The sequence below is a fragment of the Parabacteroides sp. AF19-14 genome, assembly GCF_003635485.1.
GTDB classification, from domain to species: domain Bacteria; phylum Bacteroidota; class Bacteroidia; order Bacteroidales; family Tannerellaceae; genus Parabacteroides; species Parabacteroides distasonis.
The window spans coordinates 34,102-53,108 of the sequence record NZ_QTMJ01000018.1 but is presented as its reverse complement, the minus strand read 5'-3'; the positions used below and the strand labels follow the sequence as shown (position 1 = coordinate 53,108).

10 protein-coding genes and 1 pseudogene are annotated in these 19,007 nt (G+C 43.8%); 2 read left to right on the top strand and 9 right to left on the bottom strand.

Going from position 1 to position 19,007, the window contains the following annotated elements; translation table 11 throughout:
- Positions 1–70: 70 nt before the first annotated feature.
- A complete protein-coding gene (locus DWX33_RS16495) occupies positions 71–1,216 on the top strand; it encodes an AraC family transcriptional regulator (RefSeq protein ID WP_121962049.1) in 1,146 nt (381 codons plus the stop codon).
- On the opposite strand, the gene DWX33_RS16490 is transcribed toward DWX33_RS16495, so the two are convergent.
- The 8 genes and pseudogenes from DWX33_RS16490 to DWX33_RS16455 all read right to left on the bottom strand — a co-directional run bounded on the left by DWX33_RS16490 (position 1,208) and on the right by DWX33_RS16455 (position 13,666).
- Complete coding sequence (locus tag DWX33_RS16490) at positions 1,208–2,122, bottom strand: TolB family protein (RefSeq protein WP_008773214.1); 915 nt, start codon at positions 2,120–2,122, stop codon at positions 1,208–1,210. The two genes, DWX33_RS16495 and DWX33_RS16490, sit on opposite strands and share 9 nt — an antisense overlap.
- A 95-nt stretch (positions 2,123–2,217) precedes the next feature.
- A complete protein-coding gene (gene ychF / locus DWX33_RS16485; RefSeq protein ID WP_005863784.1) occupies positions 2,218–3,321 on the bottom strand; it encodes a redox-regulated ATPase YchF in 1,104 nt (367 codons plus the stop codon).
- Positions 3,322–3,424: 103 nt separating this feature from the next.
- A pseudogene (locus DWX33_RS16480) lies at positions 3,425–4,503 on the bottom strand (acyltransferase family protein).
- Positions 4,504–4,640: 137 nt separating this feature from the next.
- Positions 4,641–7,025, bottom strand: a complete 2,385-nt coding sequence (locus DWX33_RS16475; protein WP_122380694.1) for a hypothetical protein — start codon at positions 7,023–7,025, stop codon at positions 4,641–4,643.
- A gap of 37 nt (positions 7,026–7,062) precedes the next feature.
- Positions 7,063–8,586, bottom strand: a complete 1,524-nt coding sequence (locus DWX33_RS16470; protein WP_005863790.1) for a RagB/SusD family nutrient uptake outer membrane protein — start codon at positions 8,584–8,586, stop codon at positions 7,063–7,065.
- Between the two features lie 21 nt (positions 8,587–8,607).
- The gene (locus tag DWX33_RS16465) at positions 8,608–11,901 is read right to left on the bottom strand and encodes a TonB-dependent receptor (RefSeq protein WP_005863792.1); all 3,294 of its coding nucleotides are present in this window, start codon (positions 11,899–11,901) and stop codon (positions 8,608–8,610) included.
- Positions 11,902–12,063: 162 nt separating this feature from the next.
- The gene (locus tag DWX33_RS16460; RefSeq protein ID WP_087345158.1) at positions 12,064–13,044 is read right to left on the bottom strand and encodes a FecR family protein; all 981 of its coding nucleotides are present in this window, start codon (positions 13,042–13,044) and stop codon (positions 12,064–12,066) included.
- A gap of 73 nt (positions 13,045–13,117) precedes the next feature.
- On the bottom strand, positions 13,118–13,666 hold the full coding sequence (locus DWX33_RS16455; protein ID WP_008773220.1) for an RNA polymerase sigma-70 factor: 549 nt from the start codon (positions 13,664–13,666) through the stop codon (positions 13,118–13,120).
- Between the two features lie 192 nt (positions 13,667–13,858).
- On the opposite strand from DWX33_RS16455, the gene DWX33_RS16450 reads away from it, so the two are divergent.
- The gene (locus tag DWX33_RS16450) at positions 13,859–16,036 is read left to right on the top strand and encodes a thiol protease/hemagglutinin PrtT (RefSeq protein WP_233570195.1); all 2,178 of its coding nucleotides are present in this window, start codon (positions 13,859–13,861) and stop codon (positions 16,034–16,036) included.
- A gap of 182 nt (positions 16,037–16,218) precedes the next feature.
- Here the strand turns inward: DWX33_RS16450 and polA are convergent, their stop codons facing one another.
- Positions 16,219–18,984, bottom strand: coding sequence for a DNA polymerase I (gene polA, locus DWX33_RS16445; RefSeq protein ID WP_048926926.1), 2,766 nt, complete (start codon positions 18,982–18,984; stop codon positions 16,219–16,221).
- Positions 18,985–19,007: the final 23 nt, after the last annotated feature.

The following is a 19,007-nucleotide window of genomic DNA, read 5'->3' as shown; positions in this document are numbered from 1 at the left end:
TTGTTAACTGAGGGGTCAAAAAGAACATTCGGGGGGGCGTATTGTTTAATAGATAGGAGGTAGTGTTATTATGTTGGATAAAATTCAGTTTCTACTAAGCTTACAGATATTAGGCTTTTGTGTTTTTGGTGGTATTACCCTGCTACTACGGGCCCGTGAGAATAGGGCAAAACAGATTTTGGGGTGGAGTATGTTATTATGGGCGTTTTTAGCGGCGGTACGAGTATCGGTTAACCTGTATTTAGAGGATTCAAAAGAGATATTTCATCCGGATGTGCTGATTATGGGATGTATTGTGGTAGCTACATTGGCTTGTTACGTGATAGAAGTGTTACGACCTTGCTATATGACCGTTCGCCGTTTCTTTATTTTTACCAGTCCGATATGGGTATTGGGTATTTCTTTTTTGATTTACCGGCTATCCGGTGGAAATATTCATCGTTATAACTCTTTTGGCGAGGTATTCGATACCTTGAATCTGGATGTGGTTATAAGGCTTTTGATTTTATTTTTCACGCTTCTGTATATGATCGTTCCTATTTATCTGATCTTGCGCTATAGTGAGGGATTTAAGGTGTATTTAAGGGAAAATGTATCGGACCCGGAAGATTATGATCTGGACTGGTTGAAAAAGACCATGCTGATCCTTTCTTCTATGTATATTTTTTATTTGGTATTGTTGTTTACGGATCGGGTTAGCCTATATGTAATCGACAAAACGTTTTTATTGGTTTTATGGTACTATTTCTTTTATAAGGCCTTGTTCCTAAAGGTTATCCATTTGGATCACACATTCGAGAGCGGATGGGGATTACCCGATTTGGAGGAGGATACGGATGATGATCAAGGTAGTGAGGAACAGAAAGGCATCATACGCCAAAGGTATGTTGAGGAAGTACAGGCGTGGTTTGAACGTGAAAAGCCCTATCTACGGGAAGATTTGCGCTTAACGGATTTACAGCGGATCTTCCCGATGAGCCGTTCTTATCTATCCCAATTGCTTAATAAAGAACTAGGTTGTTCCTTCTCGGATTACGTAAACCATTTCAGGGTAGAGGAAAGTAAACGTCTATTGGAAGCCGAACCTCTGGCCAGTATACAAGAGATAGCCGAACGTTCGGGCTTCCATTCTATCAGTACGTTCCGTCGTGCGTTTATTAAGCAGACGGGGGTTATTCCTTCCGAATACAGGAGAGACGGGAACGAGTCAATTTAACCGGTAGCTGACGAAAGCGAATCGTTTGCTATCGGGTGCCCAAGAGTTTACGTTTATGGTACCTTGGCCGCCGAATAGTTTGACTAAAGTCTTAGGTTCTCCGCCCTCGGCCGGCATAAGGCGTAACTCTACGTTTTTATTGGCGAGGTGCTGTCCGGGTTCCAGATCTCCTTTTGTATAGGTGATGAAAACGATTTGTTTTCCATCCGGAGAGATGTGGGGAAACCAAGAATTACGGGTCTCATCGAATGTCATTTGGGTTTGTTCGGAACCATCCGCTTTCATGCGCCAGACTTGCATAAGCCCGGTACGTACGGAGTTGAACCAGATATATTGTCCGCAAGGTGAGTATTCGGGGCCATCGTCCAAACCTTCGGCTGTCGTAAGACGTTTTTCTTCTCCGCCTAGGGAAGGAATGACGTAAACATCAAAATTACCGTTTCTTTCAGCGCAATAAGCGAGTTGTTTTCCGTCGGGGCTCCACCCGTGTAGGTAGCTAGGACCGAGTGGGGTAATCAACCGGGGAACACCTCCTTCGAAAGGCAGGGTATAGACACGCGATTTACCATCTTCTTTTGTTCCGTTACTGATCGCTATTTGTTTGCCATCCGCAGAGATCACATGGTCGTTGTTGCAACGGGTCGCATAGTCGCTATTGATTAATTGCGGCTCGCCCGGAGATTCCGGAGAGAGCTTATATAATTTTCCTCCACTATTATATACAAGCCAATTACCATCCGGAGTCCAGTTAGGTGCCTCGATTAAAAAAGGGAATTCCTTGACAACGGAACGTTGCCCGGTCGTAATGTCCATCACTTCCAGCACACTAGTCACATTCTTTTTTTGGGCATGCGTACAAAAAACGGCGATACACATACAAAGTACAGAATTGAGAAAACGTTTCATATACATATAGATTTAAAGGATATAAGAAAACCGGGTAAAATTAGCTTTACGCTATTTTACCCGGTTTCAAAGATATAATTTATTTCGATTACTCTTTATACATTGAAACGGAAATGCATGATATCTCCATCTTGCACAACATATTCCTTACCTTCAACGCTCATCTTTCCGGCCTCTTTAACAGCAGCCTCGGAGCCATAAGCGATATAATCCTCGTACTTGATCACCTCGGCACGGATAAATCCTTTTTCGAAGTCCGTATGGATAACACCGGCGCATTGAGGAGCTTTCCAGCCTTTATGGAACGTCCACGCACGACATTCGTCCGGTCCGGCGGTCAAGAAGGTTTGCAGATTCAATAATTTATAAGCCGATTTAATCAAACGGCTTACGCCAGACTCTTCCAATCCGATCTCTTGTAAGAACATCTGGCGTTCCTCATAGGTATCGAACTCAGCGATCTCGCTCTCGATCTTAGCGGCGACTACTAAAATCTGGGCATCTTCGTCTTTAACCGCCTCACGTACGGCATCTACATATTTATTGCCATTTACGGCGCTAGCCTCATCCACGTTACAAACATACATGACAGGTTTATCCGTCAGCAAGAATAAATCGTGGGCAATGCGCTCCTCGTCTTTCGTATCAAAAGAAACGGTACGTGCGCTTTTTCCTTGTTCTAAAGCCTCTTTGTATTTACAAAGTACCTCGTAAGCGATCTTGGCTTGCTTATCACCTCCGGTTTGCGCTTGTTTTTGCACCTTGGCGATACGGCTGTCTATCGTTTCCAAATCCTTGATCTGAAGCTCATAGTCAATGATCTCCTTATCACGGACCGGGTCTACACGTCCGTCCACGTGCACGATATTATCGTCGTCGAAGCAACGCAATACGTGCAAGATAGCGTCTGTCTCACGGATATTAGCCAAGAACTTATTGCCCAGTCCCTCGCCTTTACTTGCTCCTTTCACCAATCCGGCGATATCCACGATCTCTACGGTGGTGGGGATCACTCGCTGCGGATGTTCGATTTCCGCTAGTTTATTCAGTCGCTCGTCGGGTACGGTGATCACGCCTACATTCGGTTCGATCGTACAGAACGGAAAGTTCGCTGATTGTGCCTTCGCGTTGGATAGACAATTGAAAAGGGTAGACTTTCCTACGTTCGGAAGTCCCACAATGCCACATTGTAATGCCATATTATTATCGTATTTTTTATTATCAATCTGTTATATAGTCGCCCCAAGCGACTTGTTTTGAGTTCGCAAAGATAATCAATTTTAGGCTGATACGGTTATTTTCTTAGGCTTTCTCTTCATGCTTAACCGGTTGCCTCATCGATTGTTTGCTTAATAATGTTTTAACGAGTTTGTTCATAGGCTTCTCGAAATAGTAGTAAGAAAGCAGGCTCAACAGGATTATGACACAAAATAGAAGCGGAATCGAGATGTACCAGTCTATATGAAAGTCGCTTTCTTTTTGCCATTTAGCATAAGAGAGCAGTACAAAAAGATGAATCAAATAGAAACTGTAACTGATTTCTCCGCCAATCACTAAGAGGCGGTTCGATAGGAGTCGTGAGACCATACCTTTTTGCAGGGAAAAACTTATTAGGATAAACGCGATGGGAATCCAGTAGTAGCAGGAGTATCGGTATACTTTGGGGATTTCAGCGGCATACAGATAGAAACTTAAGAATAATGCTATTGACACGATCTCTATGATACTTCCTTGGCTGGAGGTGATGTTTTTAGTTTTCAAATGGTCGTATAATTGAAATAATAGCATCCCGGCTATAAAATCCGGAAGTCGGGTGATTGGATTAACATACCAATATCCTTTTATACTTTCCAAAGGCGTAAAATACATACCGACAACGCTCAATATCGCGCAAATCAAGAAAGTGCTAAGTAATTTTCTGTAGTCTTTCGTGAATGCTATAAGGAAAGGAAAACAAATATAGAAAAGCTGTTCACAACATAAACTCCACGAAGGGCTGTTGAATGAAAAAAAGTAATTGTCTTTTGGTATATAGGCGTTTGTCAATGTGAGTGAGGCGAGGAAATGCTTGCACCAATCTATAGTTCCCGATGCTATTACATAGTTTCCTAAAGCGACGGCAATCAATAAGGTCAGCCAGTGTAAGGGATAAATACGGGCGATGCGTGCTACCCAAAAAGTGCGTTTGGTTATCTTATTCTCACTAAATTTCTTTTGATAATTGTACGCTATAATAAAACCGCTTAGCATGAAAAAGAAACTAACCCCTACAAATCCCTCCTTGAAAAATGGATATCGAAGTGATTATCTATTACATAACAGTGCGCCCCAAAAACCATCATGGCGAATATAAATCGCAAAGATGTTAAAGTGTTAATCATAATTTCGTTACATTAAGTCTGTAAATGTAGGAAATTAATATGGAAATTTAGACAAGAGTATTTAAAACAATCTTTTGCTTTAATTATGGCATTACAAATATATTACAGTAATGCCATAATTAATTATTTTGATCTGGCTATATGAGTTCGATTGTATTCTTGATGCCAGTTAAATCAATTGATCCGGAGTTAGCGGGTATCTCTTTTCCATTTATCTTGATAGACTTACAGTTGACCGGTATGGTAAAATGTAGGTTCCATCCGTTTTCTGTACAAGAGATAACAAAAGATTTTTGTTGTCCGGATTTCTGGTAATCAATGCTTAACTGATTATTACCCACTAACAAATTATCAAGTTTGGCATACTCCCAGTCTTCCGGGATATCGGTCTTAATATTTATCTCTTTTTTATAAGCCATCGGGTCTACGCCGAATACGTAGTGTATTAATGGAATATTGTAGCCACTAACGTTCCAAGCTTGCACGAACATGCCGTAATCCGGAGAAACCTCATAAGTCGTTCCGGGTGTAGCGAAACTGAAATTATTCAGGATTTGCCGGATATATTTACGGGCACTCTCAAATCCCCTGTATTGGCACTCCGCTATCGCTAAGCTGGATGTCGCCCCTTGCATGATCGCCTCATTGTAATTGAAATCACCATTGAGGCGGTCGGCCACGGAACACTCCTCCAGCGTGATATCATCCGGTCGTGCGATACCTGCCACGTAAATACCGAACTTATTCGTAAAGAAAGATACCTCGTCCAACATTTGAAGAGCTTTATCCCGATCGGCAATGCCTTCCTTGATCGGTAAGAGGCAAGAAGCATTATAGAATACCGTATAGCCTTTTTCCTTATGCTCCCCTTTCAATATCCGCTCTTTCAAGGTTGTTAGTTCCTTCCGTGCCCATTCGTTTCGGTTGGGGATCACTCGCTCTTGAAGCGCCATATCGATCAATTGAACGGCTTTTTGCTGATCCGAGATAAAATCGGCAAAACGTTTCTCGGACGGACTCCACCAATCCTCGTTGATCTTTTCCTTCAATTGTTCCGCTTTAGAGGCGAAATCTTTCGATAAATCCGGTTCATTTAATACCGCTGCCGCTTGTGACATAACATCCAAGAATGTCTGGGTATGAACGGCTACGTCCAACATCTCGTCATTCAGTCCTTTGATCTCCACTCCTCCGGGGCCTTCCACGTATAAGTTATGGTTGGTATCGTGCTCCTGTAAAAACTCCCATACCTTTTTCCCATGCTCATAATAGGTTCTTAGGAAATCTATATTCCCGGTCCATTTGAATATTTCCCAAGTGGCGATGATAAACTCTTGGGATTCTTCCATACGCCCTTTATCATAGACCGCCCCGTTGGTAGAGAACTCGTGGACGATACGCCCTGTATTATTATTGAACTTGTCCGATACCTCCTTGATCATTTTCATGGAATTGTAGAATAAGCCCGGGTCACGGGTTCCGACTAGGGCCTTGAACGTGATGGATTGGTCATTACTAAAGAACCAAGGATAATCCGGAAGTCCGGCGCTCATGGCATTCCCTAAACCGGGGACATCACGAACCAACCAATCACTATTGTACTTACCCCATTGGTAGGCGGTCATAAGTAAAGTATCCGGTATGGTTATAGCGGCGGTACGGTCTATTTCCTCATACCGTAGTCTCTTTTGCTCATACAGGTCTTTTAGATTCTCTTTCGCTACCCGAAGGTTCTCTTGTATCTCGGTCTCGTTTTTCATGGAGCCGGAGATAAAGAAACGGATGTTCCTCACTTCGTTGGCCGCAAGGTTTAAACGGGGTGTATTAAGTTTCACGGAAATCCCTTGGCCTTGTACCGGGCTATTTCCCAAATCGTCGATCGATAAGCTATCTTGATCGGAAGTAACGCCGACGAACCAATTGTTTAAGCTGTCTTTAGCGAAAACCGTATTATGGATCAAACCGGTATATTGGTCTCTGGTATCCGTCATTCCACTACGTTCACCTAACCAGACCGGAGATAGATCGGTATCGGCGGTAAGTGATAAAAGGATTTCTTTCGGCTGATTCGTTTTATTACGGACTTGATACTCTACGGCCAATACCGGAAGGCTATCCGGAACAAAATCCGTACGTACAATTTCCAAATCATCGGCCCCGTCATATTTGAATTGGGTGGCTAACGGGTACGTGATAAAAGAATCGCATTTATCCAAAACGATGGATTTTGCCCCATCCTGTATGGATAAGGTAAAGCCGTCCAGTAACTTGATCGGATGTTGCCATATACCGCTCATCTCACCGGGTACGTGGAAACCTGCCGGCGGGAAATCTCCATACTGGTTACCGATGGAATATAAGTTATTTCCGGCGGTAACATATAAATAGTTCCCGTTTCTTTTCTTACCTTGGATATTAGGTAATTGACCAACCTCTTTCCCCAAGCTGAATGCTTGGGGAGCCTTAGGTGCGTTACAGCTAAGGAAAAGGGGGATGCTCGCTAATAATATACATAATTTCATGATCGAAGAATTTGAGTTATTTAATTAGATTCCGGATTCAATATCCCGGATTTTGTTTCAACAGCGGGTTTAAAAGTAACGCATTTGTCGGGATCGGTTGCAATATCCGGTCATTATTATTTTTCCATGGCATATCTTTACCAAAATAATAATGATATTTCTCATTTACTTTCTCCAATAACTTGCCGTGTCTCACTAAATCCTCACGGCGATAGCCTTCATGGTACAATTCCCAACCTCTCTCATCGAGAATGGCGTCACGCATGGATGCCATGTTTAAGTTTGCCGGGAGATTCTCCAAACCCGCCCGGCTACGAATTTTATCGACATAGGTTTTCGCTTCCTCCAAATGGCCTAATTCATTCTCGGCCTCCGCATAGGTTAACATAACTTCGCCAAGACGCAATGCGGGAACATTTAGGGAGGCATCCTCTCCTAATGGAATATTCGTTTGCACCTCCCATTTGAACGTAAGTATGCGACTTAGTTGTTCCTCTACGCTTTTGGGTTCCTCGGGAGTACCATAAACCGGCGTTCCATCACTCTTATAAACGATTCCGGATACGGCTATACCTTTGCCGGTAGCTGGATTATAAGGTGTGATGCGTTTATCGTCCGGATCGAAAGTTCGGAAGAAAGGTACGGCCATACCGTATCCGTTGGAAGCGGATACTCCGGTAATGCCAAGGGCGTCGCGGATGGATGCCTCCAATACCAAGGCTACGTATTTGTTTCCATGATTAGCCTCCGCTATATGATTAATAGCCAATATGACTTCATCATTTTGATTCTTGGAGAATATATCTTGATAATCAACCAAGTTGAAACCTCCCTTGTCGATAATCTCTTTCGCATAGATGGAAGCTTTCTTCCAATCTTTCTTATTCAAGTAATAGCGGGCTAATGTAGCCTTGACAGCCCATGAGGTGGGACGGCCATAATCCGTAGAGGAATAAGTTTCCGGCAAGACCTTCTCTACATCAGCCAATTCAGTCTCGATAAAAGATTCCATTTCCTCTTGGGAAGCCCGGGCAATGCCGTTTTTGATATCTTGGCTACCTGTAACCAAAGGAACCGTACCGAATAAATGATATAATTTGTCGTACGAGAAAGCCCTCCAGAAGCGAGCCTCAGCTACATACTGGATAATTTCCGGTTCTGTGGATTCCCCATATTTAGTGATTACCTCATTACATTGCGTAATAAGACTGTAGACACTATTCCAGTTTGTTTCCGACATAGCATGTCCGGCATCCATATTGAGGAAGTTTTGTGCGCCTCCCCATCCGGTTTCAGGCGTACCACCCCAATTACAGAAAAACTCATCGGAGTAAGAGCTAACATTCATTAGCCAATTATTTCCCCCGAAGTAACTGAAATACTGTACATATCCGTAAATACCATTGGTCAATAAACGAGCGCCTTCGATATCGGAAAGGTTACCGTCTCCGATCTGACTGAACAATTTTTCTTCTACCATGGAATCAGAGCAAGAAGTAAAAGCGAGATTGCCAGCTAACAAGGCAAGTAAAATATATTGGATAGAATGTTTACGTATCATATTGAATGTATGTTTTTAATGTTAGAAACTAAAGTTAAGACCAACCGTGAATGTCCGTGCCGGGGGATATGCGTTCATATCTACGCTACCGGGAAGGAATGCGGGAAGATTCTCGGAAGAGGACATATAAGCGTTATTCGCTAATTCCGGGTCCAAGCCGGAGTAAGGGGTGATCAGGAACAAGTTTTGTGCCTGCACATATATCTTAGCCGTCGGGAATATCTTACGAAGTGAAGGGATAGAAGCCAAGTTATAAGACAAGGTTACGTTTTGTAGACGGATAAACCAAGCATCCTCAATCCAGCGGGAATTATAAAGGGCATTACCATTTCCATTCGCACGGTTGGCCGCTATATCTGAGTTCGGATTGGATTCGGACCAATAATTCATGGCATCTACCATATAGTTGGAAGTCTCGAAAGTATTCGGCAGCGTGAAGTTCATCGCTGAGTAGTTATACATCTTATTGCCGAAATTAGCGTTAAAGAAGATATCTAAAGCGAAGTTCTTATACTTGAATGTATTGCCGAAGCCTAGGATTACCCGGGGATCCGGAGTCCCGAGAATCGCTTTGTCTTTGACCGTGATAGAACCGTCTCCATCTAAATCCTTGAAACGATACGAGCCACTGGAAGGATCGATGCCGTCGATGACGTAGGTATAATATGAGTTCGTGCGCTCTCCCTTGATAACACCGATCGTATTCAACGCCGCTACCGTGCTTTCGTCGGTTACGTTATAATCCGTGATCTTATTATCTGTCCAAGAGAAACTCAACTGTGTATCCCATTCGAAATCCCGGGTTTGTATATTGGTTGAGTTCAAGCTATACTCAAGACCCCATACTCGCATGGAGGCGGCGTTCTGCCATTGATATTTATGGCCGGTCATAGGTGATTGTGAAACCTGAACTAACATATCCTTCGTATTTTTCACGAAGAAATCCAGATTACCCGATAAACGGCTGAAGAAGCCATAGTCGATACCCAAGTTGACCTGTGAGGTAGTTTCCCACTTCAAGTCCGGATTTTCCATATAATTCGTTAGCGTGGCTCCGGATACTTTGTTTTGTCCGAGAATGCCATTCGTTGTCATATCATACTTAGAAAGAGATTGGTAAGGATCGATACCCGAGTTACCGGATTGTCCGTAACCCAGACGGAGTTTTAATATATCGACCTTATCTGCGGCTCCGGCCATAAAATCTTCCTTGTCTATTTTCCAACCTACTGAAACGCCCGGGAAATAAGCATATTTATTATTACCACCGAATACGGAAGATCCGTCACGTCTTAACGTTACCGTAGCGAGGTATTTATCATCGAAAGAATAATCGACTCGTCCGAAACCGGAGATATCTTTACGACGATCTTTGGAAGAACTCATCTTGGGAGCGTTTCCACCACCTAGATTGTTTTCGTGTGTGGCATCTGTACCAAAACCTGAGTTCTCGGCACGGAAATAATTGTTATCCCGTTGGTAATACTCGTATCCTAACAACCCGGTTACGTGATGTTTTTTATTGAATACGGCATCATAATGAAGTAAGCCATCGAAGGAGATACCGGTACTTCTCATCGAACTTTGGCTAGCGGTTCCTCCGTGCGTAAAGTTTCCATTATATGCGGTTGTCGACGGTACATAGAAGCTGCGGTGGGCGTTTTGTACGTCGTAGGTAAGCTTGATCTCCGGTTTCAATCCGGGTAATACCTCGTAAGAAGCGCCTGCGCTGAAATTTAATTTGTCCGTATAGATCTTATCGTTTATGTCTAATAAAGAAACCGGATTGGCGATAAAATCATTGTTCGGATCTTTATTATACGCTCCGTTTTGATCCCGTACGGTTACGTTGGGGGCGAAAGCGATGGAGGAGGAGATGACGGAATTACGGGTACCACCTTCCGTCGGCTGGTTCGTATCCAAGATATGGGTAGCGAAAATATTGGAACTGAAGGTGAATTTATCTTTCTTATACTCAATATTACTTCTTCCGGTATAGCGGTCCATTCCAGTATTTTTCACGATACCGTCCATTCCGTAATATCCGAGGGAGAAATAATATTTAAGTGATTCGGAACCACCGGAAAGGTTTACATTATGACTTTGCAAGAAGCCGTTTCTGGTTACTTGATCAAACCAATTCGTGGCTTGCGCCGCATTGATCTCTTGTTCGGTAAAGCTGGTCAAATTGAAAGCGTTGTTGTATCGCATATATTGTTGTGCGTTCATGACGTCATACTCGTTAGCGACAGTTTGTACGCCGGCATATCCATCATAGGATATGCGAATTTTACCTTGTTTACCTCTTTTGGTCGTGATGATAAATACACCATTAGAGCCTTGAGCACCATAAATAGCGGTGGCGGCGGCATCTTTCAAGACCGCTATGCTCTCGATATCGTTCGGGTTGATAGAGTTCAGCGGATCACGGTCCGGAGCGTTGAACGCCATTCCGCTACTAGGAGCGCTAGGTGTGTTTACGACGAAACCATCTACTACATATAAGGGGTCCGTATTTAAGAAAAGAGAGTTACGCCCGCGGATAATCGTCTTACCGCCACCACCGGGCTGAGAGGTGTTTTGCTTGAACTGTACACCGGAGATACGACCGGAAAGCATTTGATCCACCGAAGTAGAGGCTCCTCCTATATTCGTCTTGTCCGCACGGATATTGGAAACGGCTCCGGTGATATCCTCAACCTTGCGGCTGGCATAACCAACGACTACTACCTCATCCAGATTCAAGGAGTTTTCTTTCAAGACGATATCGAAATTACTCTTGTTCGCTACCGGGATAATTTGTTTTCCATAGCCGACATACGAAATCTCTATCGAGCTGTTTTCCGGTAATTCCATAGAGAAACGTCCGTCCAAATCCGTGATCGTTCCGTTCGTGGTATTGCGTTGAACGATGCTGACGCCAATAACCGGTTCGTTATTCTCGTCTTTTACCACACCGGAAATCTTCTTGCTCTTTTGCGATATACCATTCTTTTCTTTAATAATAAGAGCGATCTGGCGGTTATCGATCTCGTAGGTGAGATTTGTGGTTTTTAACATAGCATTGAGGACCTCCTCTATACTTTGACCATTTGCGTTAGCGGAGACTTTCTGAGAAAGATCCGTTCTCTTGTCATCATAGAAAAAGGTATATTTACTTGCGGACTCAATTTTTTTCAAAGCCTCTTCCAGAGAGACATTAGAGAAAGAAATACGAAGCTTTTCTTGCGCATAGGTTACTCCCGCATGGAGGAGCATCACTATAAATAATGATAAAGTGCAAAATGAATGTTTAAAGATGGAATAATTTTTCATACTTTTGTATTAATAAAAGATTAAGAATCTGTGAGCTACGGAAAGCGCCAACTTTTGTCATAACTCACGTTTTTTTTCGTTTATGAGGGCATGCGATGCCCCCGAAAGGCATAATCAAATTATGCCTTTTGTCTTTTGTCATATACTCATAGGCAAAATAATTTAAGGTTCTACACTACTTATTGTTACACGGTTGTTATCATCGAATGTATATTTTATCGGATTAATCTTAGACAAAGTTCGTAATATCGTTTCCAAGGAATCATCTTTTACCGTGAACGTATAGAATTGACTCTCGGCTATCTTTGGATCGACATTGATTTTCACGTTGTACCATCTTTCCAGATATTTACAGATATAGCCGAGCGACTTACTTTTAAAGAATACTGATTCTTTTGCCCAGAATGTCTCTAGCTCCACATCCGACTGTTCAATCTTCAATGTCTGCTCCTTTTTATTGATCCTTGCGATCTCTCCCGGGCTTAGAAAGGCTTCCTTTCCGTCTTTTAGTGATACGGATACCGATCCGCTACGAAGGGCGATCTTCGCGTTATTATCGTTCGGGTAGGAATATACGTTGAACTTCGTTCCATATACCTTTACTTTTAAGTCTCCGCTGGAGACGATAAACGGGTGCCTTTTATCTTTTGTGACCTCAAAGGAGGCTTCTCCCTCCAGAACTAATTGCCGTTTATGGATGAACGAAGAGGCATATTGAAGGGTAGAGCCGGTATTTAGCCAGACAACAGAGCTATCTGGTAAGATTATTCTGGATTTCCCGTTCAAGGCGGAATAATATTGATTTGTATTATATTGCCGTACGAATTGATAGCTATAACCGATACCTAACAGTAATAAGATACTGGCAGCGATGGAGATAACTGAGTACTTGATCCGGCGTAAATTTCTTTGTTTATGTTGGCCCGCATGTATACGAGTTTGCATCTTTTCCCAAGAAACTGCCAGATCCGGTTTCGCTTCCGATACCTCTTCTTGTATTTTGTCCCAGAGCAAGGTGATGTCGACGAATAACTCGGCGTTATCCGTTTCTTTTATCCATGCGTCGAACAATACATCTTGTTCCGGGGTGGATTCGTGTTTTAATTGAGCTATAAGTAGCCCCCATGGTATGATTTTTTCCATTACACCGAAATTAGCCTTTTATAATAGAGACACGGTTTTGGAAAAGAACCCTAACGTCTCGAATGAAATTTTTTCAGAAAAGATAATGATAGCCTTTCCCTAAATGAGCTTTAATATGTTTGAGCGCTTTGGTTATCTGGGCTTCTACGGTTTTTACCGTGATATTCATATCCGTGGCGATTTCTTTGTTAGAACGATTCTCCATACGGCTTTTTAAGAAGACTTCCCTACATTTGTCCGGTAAGGCATAAATGGCTTCGTTTATCAGTTGTTCCAGTTCTTTCATCTCGAGAGGATATTCCTCGATAGCGGATTCGAAAAGGGATATATTCTCCGTGTAAAGCTCTTGTTCATGGTCTCGGAGATAGTTTAAGGTCCGGTTACGGGCAGAGGTGAGGAGGTAAGCTTTTATGGATAATTTGATCTCGATTGTCTTTCGTTTCTCCCAAAGGGCCGTGAATACATCCAATGCTATTTCCTCCGATAACGTATCTTTCTTTATATAGAAAAAAGAAAGTCGATACACAGCGGTGAAGTAGGTGTCGAAGAGATATTTGAATGCCGCCTCGTCATCTTCTTTGATTCGTTGTAAAAGAAAGATATCATCGATATTTTTCATCATACCATTAGATTTACTGATCCTTATCTCCGCAAAAATAAGAGAATATGATGAAATATGTATACATATGGCTAATTTGTCATAATTTTCTAGCATGAATTATCGCAGAGACTTGCCTATGTATAGAAAGAATTTGAAAGCTTTTGATAACTTTGTATGTATTAGTATTTAATATTCATTCAAAACTTTATGTCAATGAAACACGTCTACTTGGCTTTGTTAGCTTGTGCTACGCTATGTGTACAAACACTTTCAGCTGATCCGATAGGTTCGGCCGAAGCGCTCCGGATTGCCCAGCAACAGTATTCGATGGAGAATACCTCGGTGTTGAGGGCCGGTTCTTTTCCTGAGTTTAAGTTGGCCTACGTAGGGACGGAGGAAGGCATCGAGGCCCCTTCTAAATTACGTTCCTCGAGTGTGGAGAATGCCTTACTTTACCTGTATAACGTAGGGGATAACCAAGGTTTTGTAATCGTATCCGGAGAAGATCGTGGAAAGCAGTTATTGGGTATATCCGATAAGGGGTCTTTGCCGGAGAAAGGTCTGTCCGCTACGATGGAGAATTTTATGCGTATGTATATCCATTATGTAAAGGCGTTACGGTCCGGGATGCCTCTAGCGGTGGATAGTGTTGAGGCTTCTTCACGGTTTCCGGAGGCGGTGATCCCTTTGATTAAAACGGAATGGAAGGATGATGCTCCCTACAATGAGATGTGCCCGGTTGTCAATGATGTTCTAACTTTTGCGGGTGGGGAAGGTGTCGCTATGGCGCAGATCATGAATTATTATCAATATCCGAAAAGCGGTATGGGTAACGTAAATTATAAGAATCCGGGAAGTACGTTGCTTGTTTCCGCTGATTTTGGGCATACAACGTATGATTGGGAAAATATGCCTGCTACTCTTGATGAGTCTTCCTCTTGGGATGAGATAGAGGCTGTTTCCACGCTGATTTTTCATTGTGGAGCGGCTGCCTATATGAATTATGAATGGGATATGGGGGCTAATAAAGAAGATGTACGGAAGGCTTTCATTAATAATTTTGGATATGATAAGAATATACAATTGTATGATAGGACCTTCTTTTCCGGAAAAGAATGGACGGATCTGCTGAAAACGGAACTAGCCGCTCAACGTCCGGTTTATTATGAAGGAGGTAGCGGAGAAAATAATCAGGCCTATAAATGGGCATTTGTTTGCGATGGCTATAATCGGAGCGGACTTTTCCATTTAAATACGGGCTGGTTTGGTAGTGGATATTTTGAGTTAGGTGCGATTGACGATAATTTACGTACTTACAATGAACGCCAAGCCATGATCACGGGTATCCGCAAACCGTCTGATGACTCGAAGCCTGTGAAGTTGTTAACGATCAGTTCTTTGGGTACTAAAGATATTGAAAGTATCAAGCTAGGTGAGAAGTTTCCGATTACTTATAACCTATTTAACTTGGGGAAAGATGGGAGCTATGTCCATACATTAGCCTTTTTCGAGGAGAATGAGGCGGTGGAGTTGCCTGTTAGCGAAGCGGCATTTTTAGATACGATCGCGGACTTTCAGCTAGGTAATTATATAACGAAAGATTTCCTTTGTGAGTCCCTAGGTATCCCGGATACTACGGTTACTCTGTATATGTACGTACTGGGAGGAATGGAAGGAGATAGCATCCTACGTCCGATCCGTTCGGTAAATCATCCGTATGATTATATCTTGTTGGATGTGAAGGATAGCGTTATTTCTTTCTCACAGGCACGGAATAGCTTGACCGCCGATCCTGTAAAGGTCGAGTATGATGCGGAAAGTGGGACCGCTACCTTTGAGGTGACTTTCTATAACAAGCAAAAAACGAATTTCCAAGGTACGGCCGGCCTTTACGTGCGAGATCCTAATCTCTCGATAGACGATTACAGTTGGGAGGTGAATAATTGGCTGGAGATTCCGGCAGGGAAGAGCCAGACGGTATCTTATAGTGGCTCGTTTGATTGGGGTATTGGTGATATGCTTGCCGTAATGGCTACTTACCAAGGTGACTTGAGTGAGCTGTGGGAAACCAAGTATACGGATATCCGTGAAAGCTATCGTACGTTCTGCCTAAAGATCGATGGTTCGCTAGTGGTTTCTAATGAGGTTACCGAGCCGTCTGTCTCGGATTTGGAATATGCGTTTGATTCCGCTTCCGGCCTATTATCGGTTCAATCGGATGTGGCGATAGAAAATATGATGCTTTATACTTACGACGGTGCGTCTGTCTGGGGAACTACCATAGATAGCCGGAAACAATATACGACTACCTTGTCGATACCTTCCGGGCATTATATCTTACGTATAAAGACGGCGGATGGAATAATCTCTAAGAAGATTTATAAGCAATAAGAGTTCCTTTTGATCACTAATAAATAGGGTGTCCTAAAAAGCTTCCGGCGATTTAGGACACCCTGTTGTTTTTACTTAGGCTGTTATGGTCTTAAAAAAACACGTACGTGTTTTTGGAAAAAGTCGTACAAGTTTTTCGGAAAACACGTACATGTTTTTTTAAGGGGAATTCCGGCATTATTTTAATGCGCCTCCAACCAGTTCTCTCCCTCGCCGCAATCGGCGATTAAGGGGACTTGTAGTTTCATGACGTTTTCCATTTCCTCCAGCACGATTTTCTTTACCTCCTCGGCTTCCTCTTTGTAGACATTGAAGTTTAACTCATCGTGTACTTGGAGGATCATCTTGCTTTTCAATCCCTCTTCCTCAAAGCGTTCGTAAATGCGTACCATCGCTAGTTTGATGATATCGGCGGCGCTCCCTTGGATAGGGGCATTGATCGCGTTTCGCTCGGCATAGCCGCGTACGACGGCGTTGTGTGAGTTGATATCCGGAAGGAAACGCTTGCGCTTGAAAATGGTCTCTACGTATCCTTTTTCCTTGGCTACCTTGATGCTCTCCTCCATGTATTCCTTGATGCGGGGGTAGGTGCTGAAATAACCGTCTATCAGTTCCTTGGACTCAGAACGAGGGATGCCCAGACGCTCGGCGAGCCCGAAGACGGAGATGCCGTAGATGATACCGAAGTTGGCGGTTTTCGCCTTCCGGCGCATATCGCTGGTTACTTCTTCTACCGGGATTCCGTAGATCTTGGCGGCTGTGGCGGCGTGGATATCCGCTCCGCTTTGGAAAGCCTCGATCATATGCGGGTCACCGCTCAGGTGGGCCATGATACGAAGCTCGATCTGGGAGTAGTCGGCCGAGAAGAAGAGGCAATCCGTATTGTCCGGGATAAATGCCTTACGGATCTCACGGCCCAGATCGTCCCGTACCGGAATGTTTTGCAGGTTCGGATTGGTAGAGCTGAGGCGTCCGGTAGATGTTACCGCTTGGTTGAAAGAGGTATGTATCTTTCCGGTCTGCGGATTGATCAACTCGGGTAGAGCGTCGATATAGGTACTTAATAACTTTTTAAGTCCGCGGTATTCAAGAAGCTTGCCGATGATGGGATGCTTGTTGCGAAGTTTCTCCAATACATCCTCGCTGGTACTGTAACCGCCTGTTTTGGTCTTCTTCGCTTTCTCGTCCAGCTTCAAGCGGTCGAAAAGGATTTCGCCGACCTGTTTCGTGGAGTTAATGTTGAACTCCGTGCCGGCCAGCTCGTAAACCTCTTGCTCCAGTTTGTTCATGGAGGCGGTAAGTTCGCCCGAAGATTGCTTAAGCGCTACCGTGTCTAGCGTGACGCCGGTGGCCTCCATTTCCACTAATACATATATTAATGGCATCTCGATCGTGGTGAAGAGGGATTCCAGTCCTTCCTTCTTTAACTCGGGTGCGAAATAATTCTTTAGCTTGAGCGTGATGTCCGCGTCCTCGGCGGCGTATTCGGCGATTTGCTCCACGGGTACGTTTCGCATCGATAACTGGTTCTTTCCTTTTGGGCCGATCAGTTCCTCGATGTGGACGGTCTGGTACTTGAGGTAGGTCTCCGCTAGGTAATCCATTCCGTGCCGCAATTCCGGATTCAGCAGGTAATGGGCGATCATCGTATCGAACAGAGGACCGGCTACCTTCACGTTGTATTTACGAAGTACCAAAATATCGAATTTGATGTTTTGCCCGATCTTTAATGATTTCGGATTTTGCAGGGCAGGGGAGAAGCGTTCCACTACTTTCGCCGCCTCTACTGAGTTGGCGGGAACAGGGACATACCAAGCCTCGTTTTCTTTCACGGCGAACGACATTCCGACCAATCCGGCTTTCAAGGGATCGATGCCATCGGTTTCCGTGTCAAAAGCGAAAAATTCTTGACCCAATAAAAAGCGGGCTAAATCGGCTTGTTTTTCCTCTGTATCAGTTAAATAATAGTTATGGGGGGTGGACTTTAAGTCCGTGAGAATCGATTTTTTTGGCTCTTCCGTACTCTCGGGCGTAAAAATCGCGAACAAATCGCCTTGAACGGGACCTTTCGGAGCGGCTTTGACCGGCTCAGAACTTAGTTTGTTAATAAATGTTCTAAATTCCAATTCTGTGTAAATCTCAGTCAGGCGCTCTTCGTTTGGCTTTTCACGAACGCAACGGGCGGCATCGAACTCGATAGGGACATCCGTCTTGATCGTCGCCAAGAATTTGGAGAAACGGATTTGCTCGGCGTTCTCCTCTACCTTCTTCTTTTGCGCGCCTTTCAACTTATCAGTGTTCGCTAACAGGTTCTCGATACTTCCGAATTCGGTCAGTAGTTTTTGAGCGGTCTTCTCGCCGACACCCGGACAGCCGGGGATATTATCGGAAGCGTCGCCCATCAGTCCCAGCAAGTCGATCACTTGCTCCGTACTCGTGAGGCCGTACTTGTTTAAGACCTCGGGCACGCCCATGATCTCGTAATCGCCTCCGAATTTCGGACGATACATAAATATATGTTCGGACACCAATTGGCCGTAATCTTTATCCGGCGTCATCATGTACACCTCGAAGCCTTCCTTCTCCGCCTGTTTGGACACGGTGCCGATCACATCGTCCGCCTCGTAGCGGGGTACTTCCAGAATCGGAATATTGTAAGCCTCTATGATTTCTTTAATGATAGGGACGGATTGACGGATCACTTCCGGCGTCTCTTCCCGTTGTGCCTTGTATTGCTCGAAGGCCTCATGGCGGAAAGTCGGTCCCTTCGGGTCAAAGGCCACCGCTATATGAGTCGGGTTCTCACGTTTTAATACATCCTCCAGACTGTTGATAAAACCGAAAATGGCGGAGGTATTCACACCCTTGGAGTTGATACGCGGATTCTTGATGAAGGCGTAATAGGAGCGATAAATTAACGCATACGCATCTATAAGGAATAACTTCATTACTTTTAACACGTTTTAGTGGG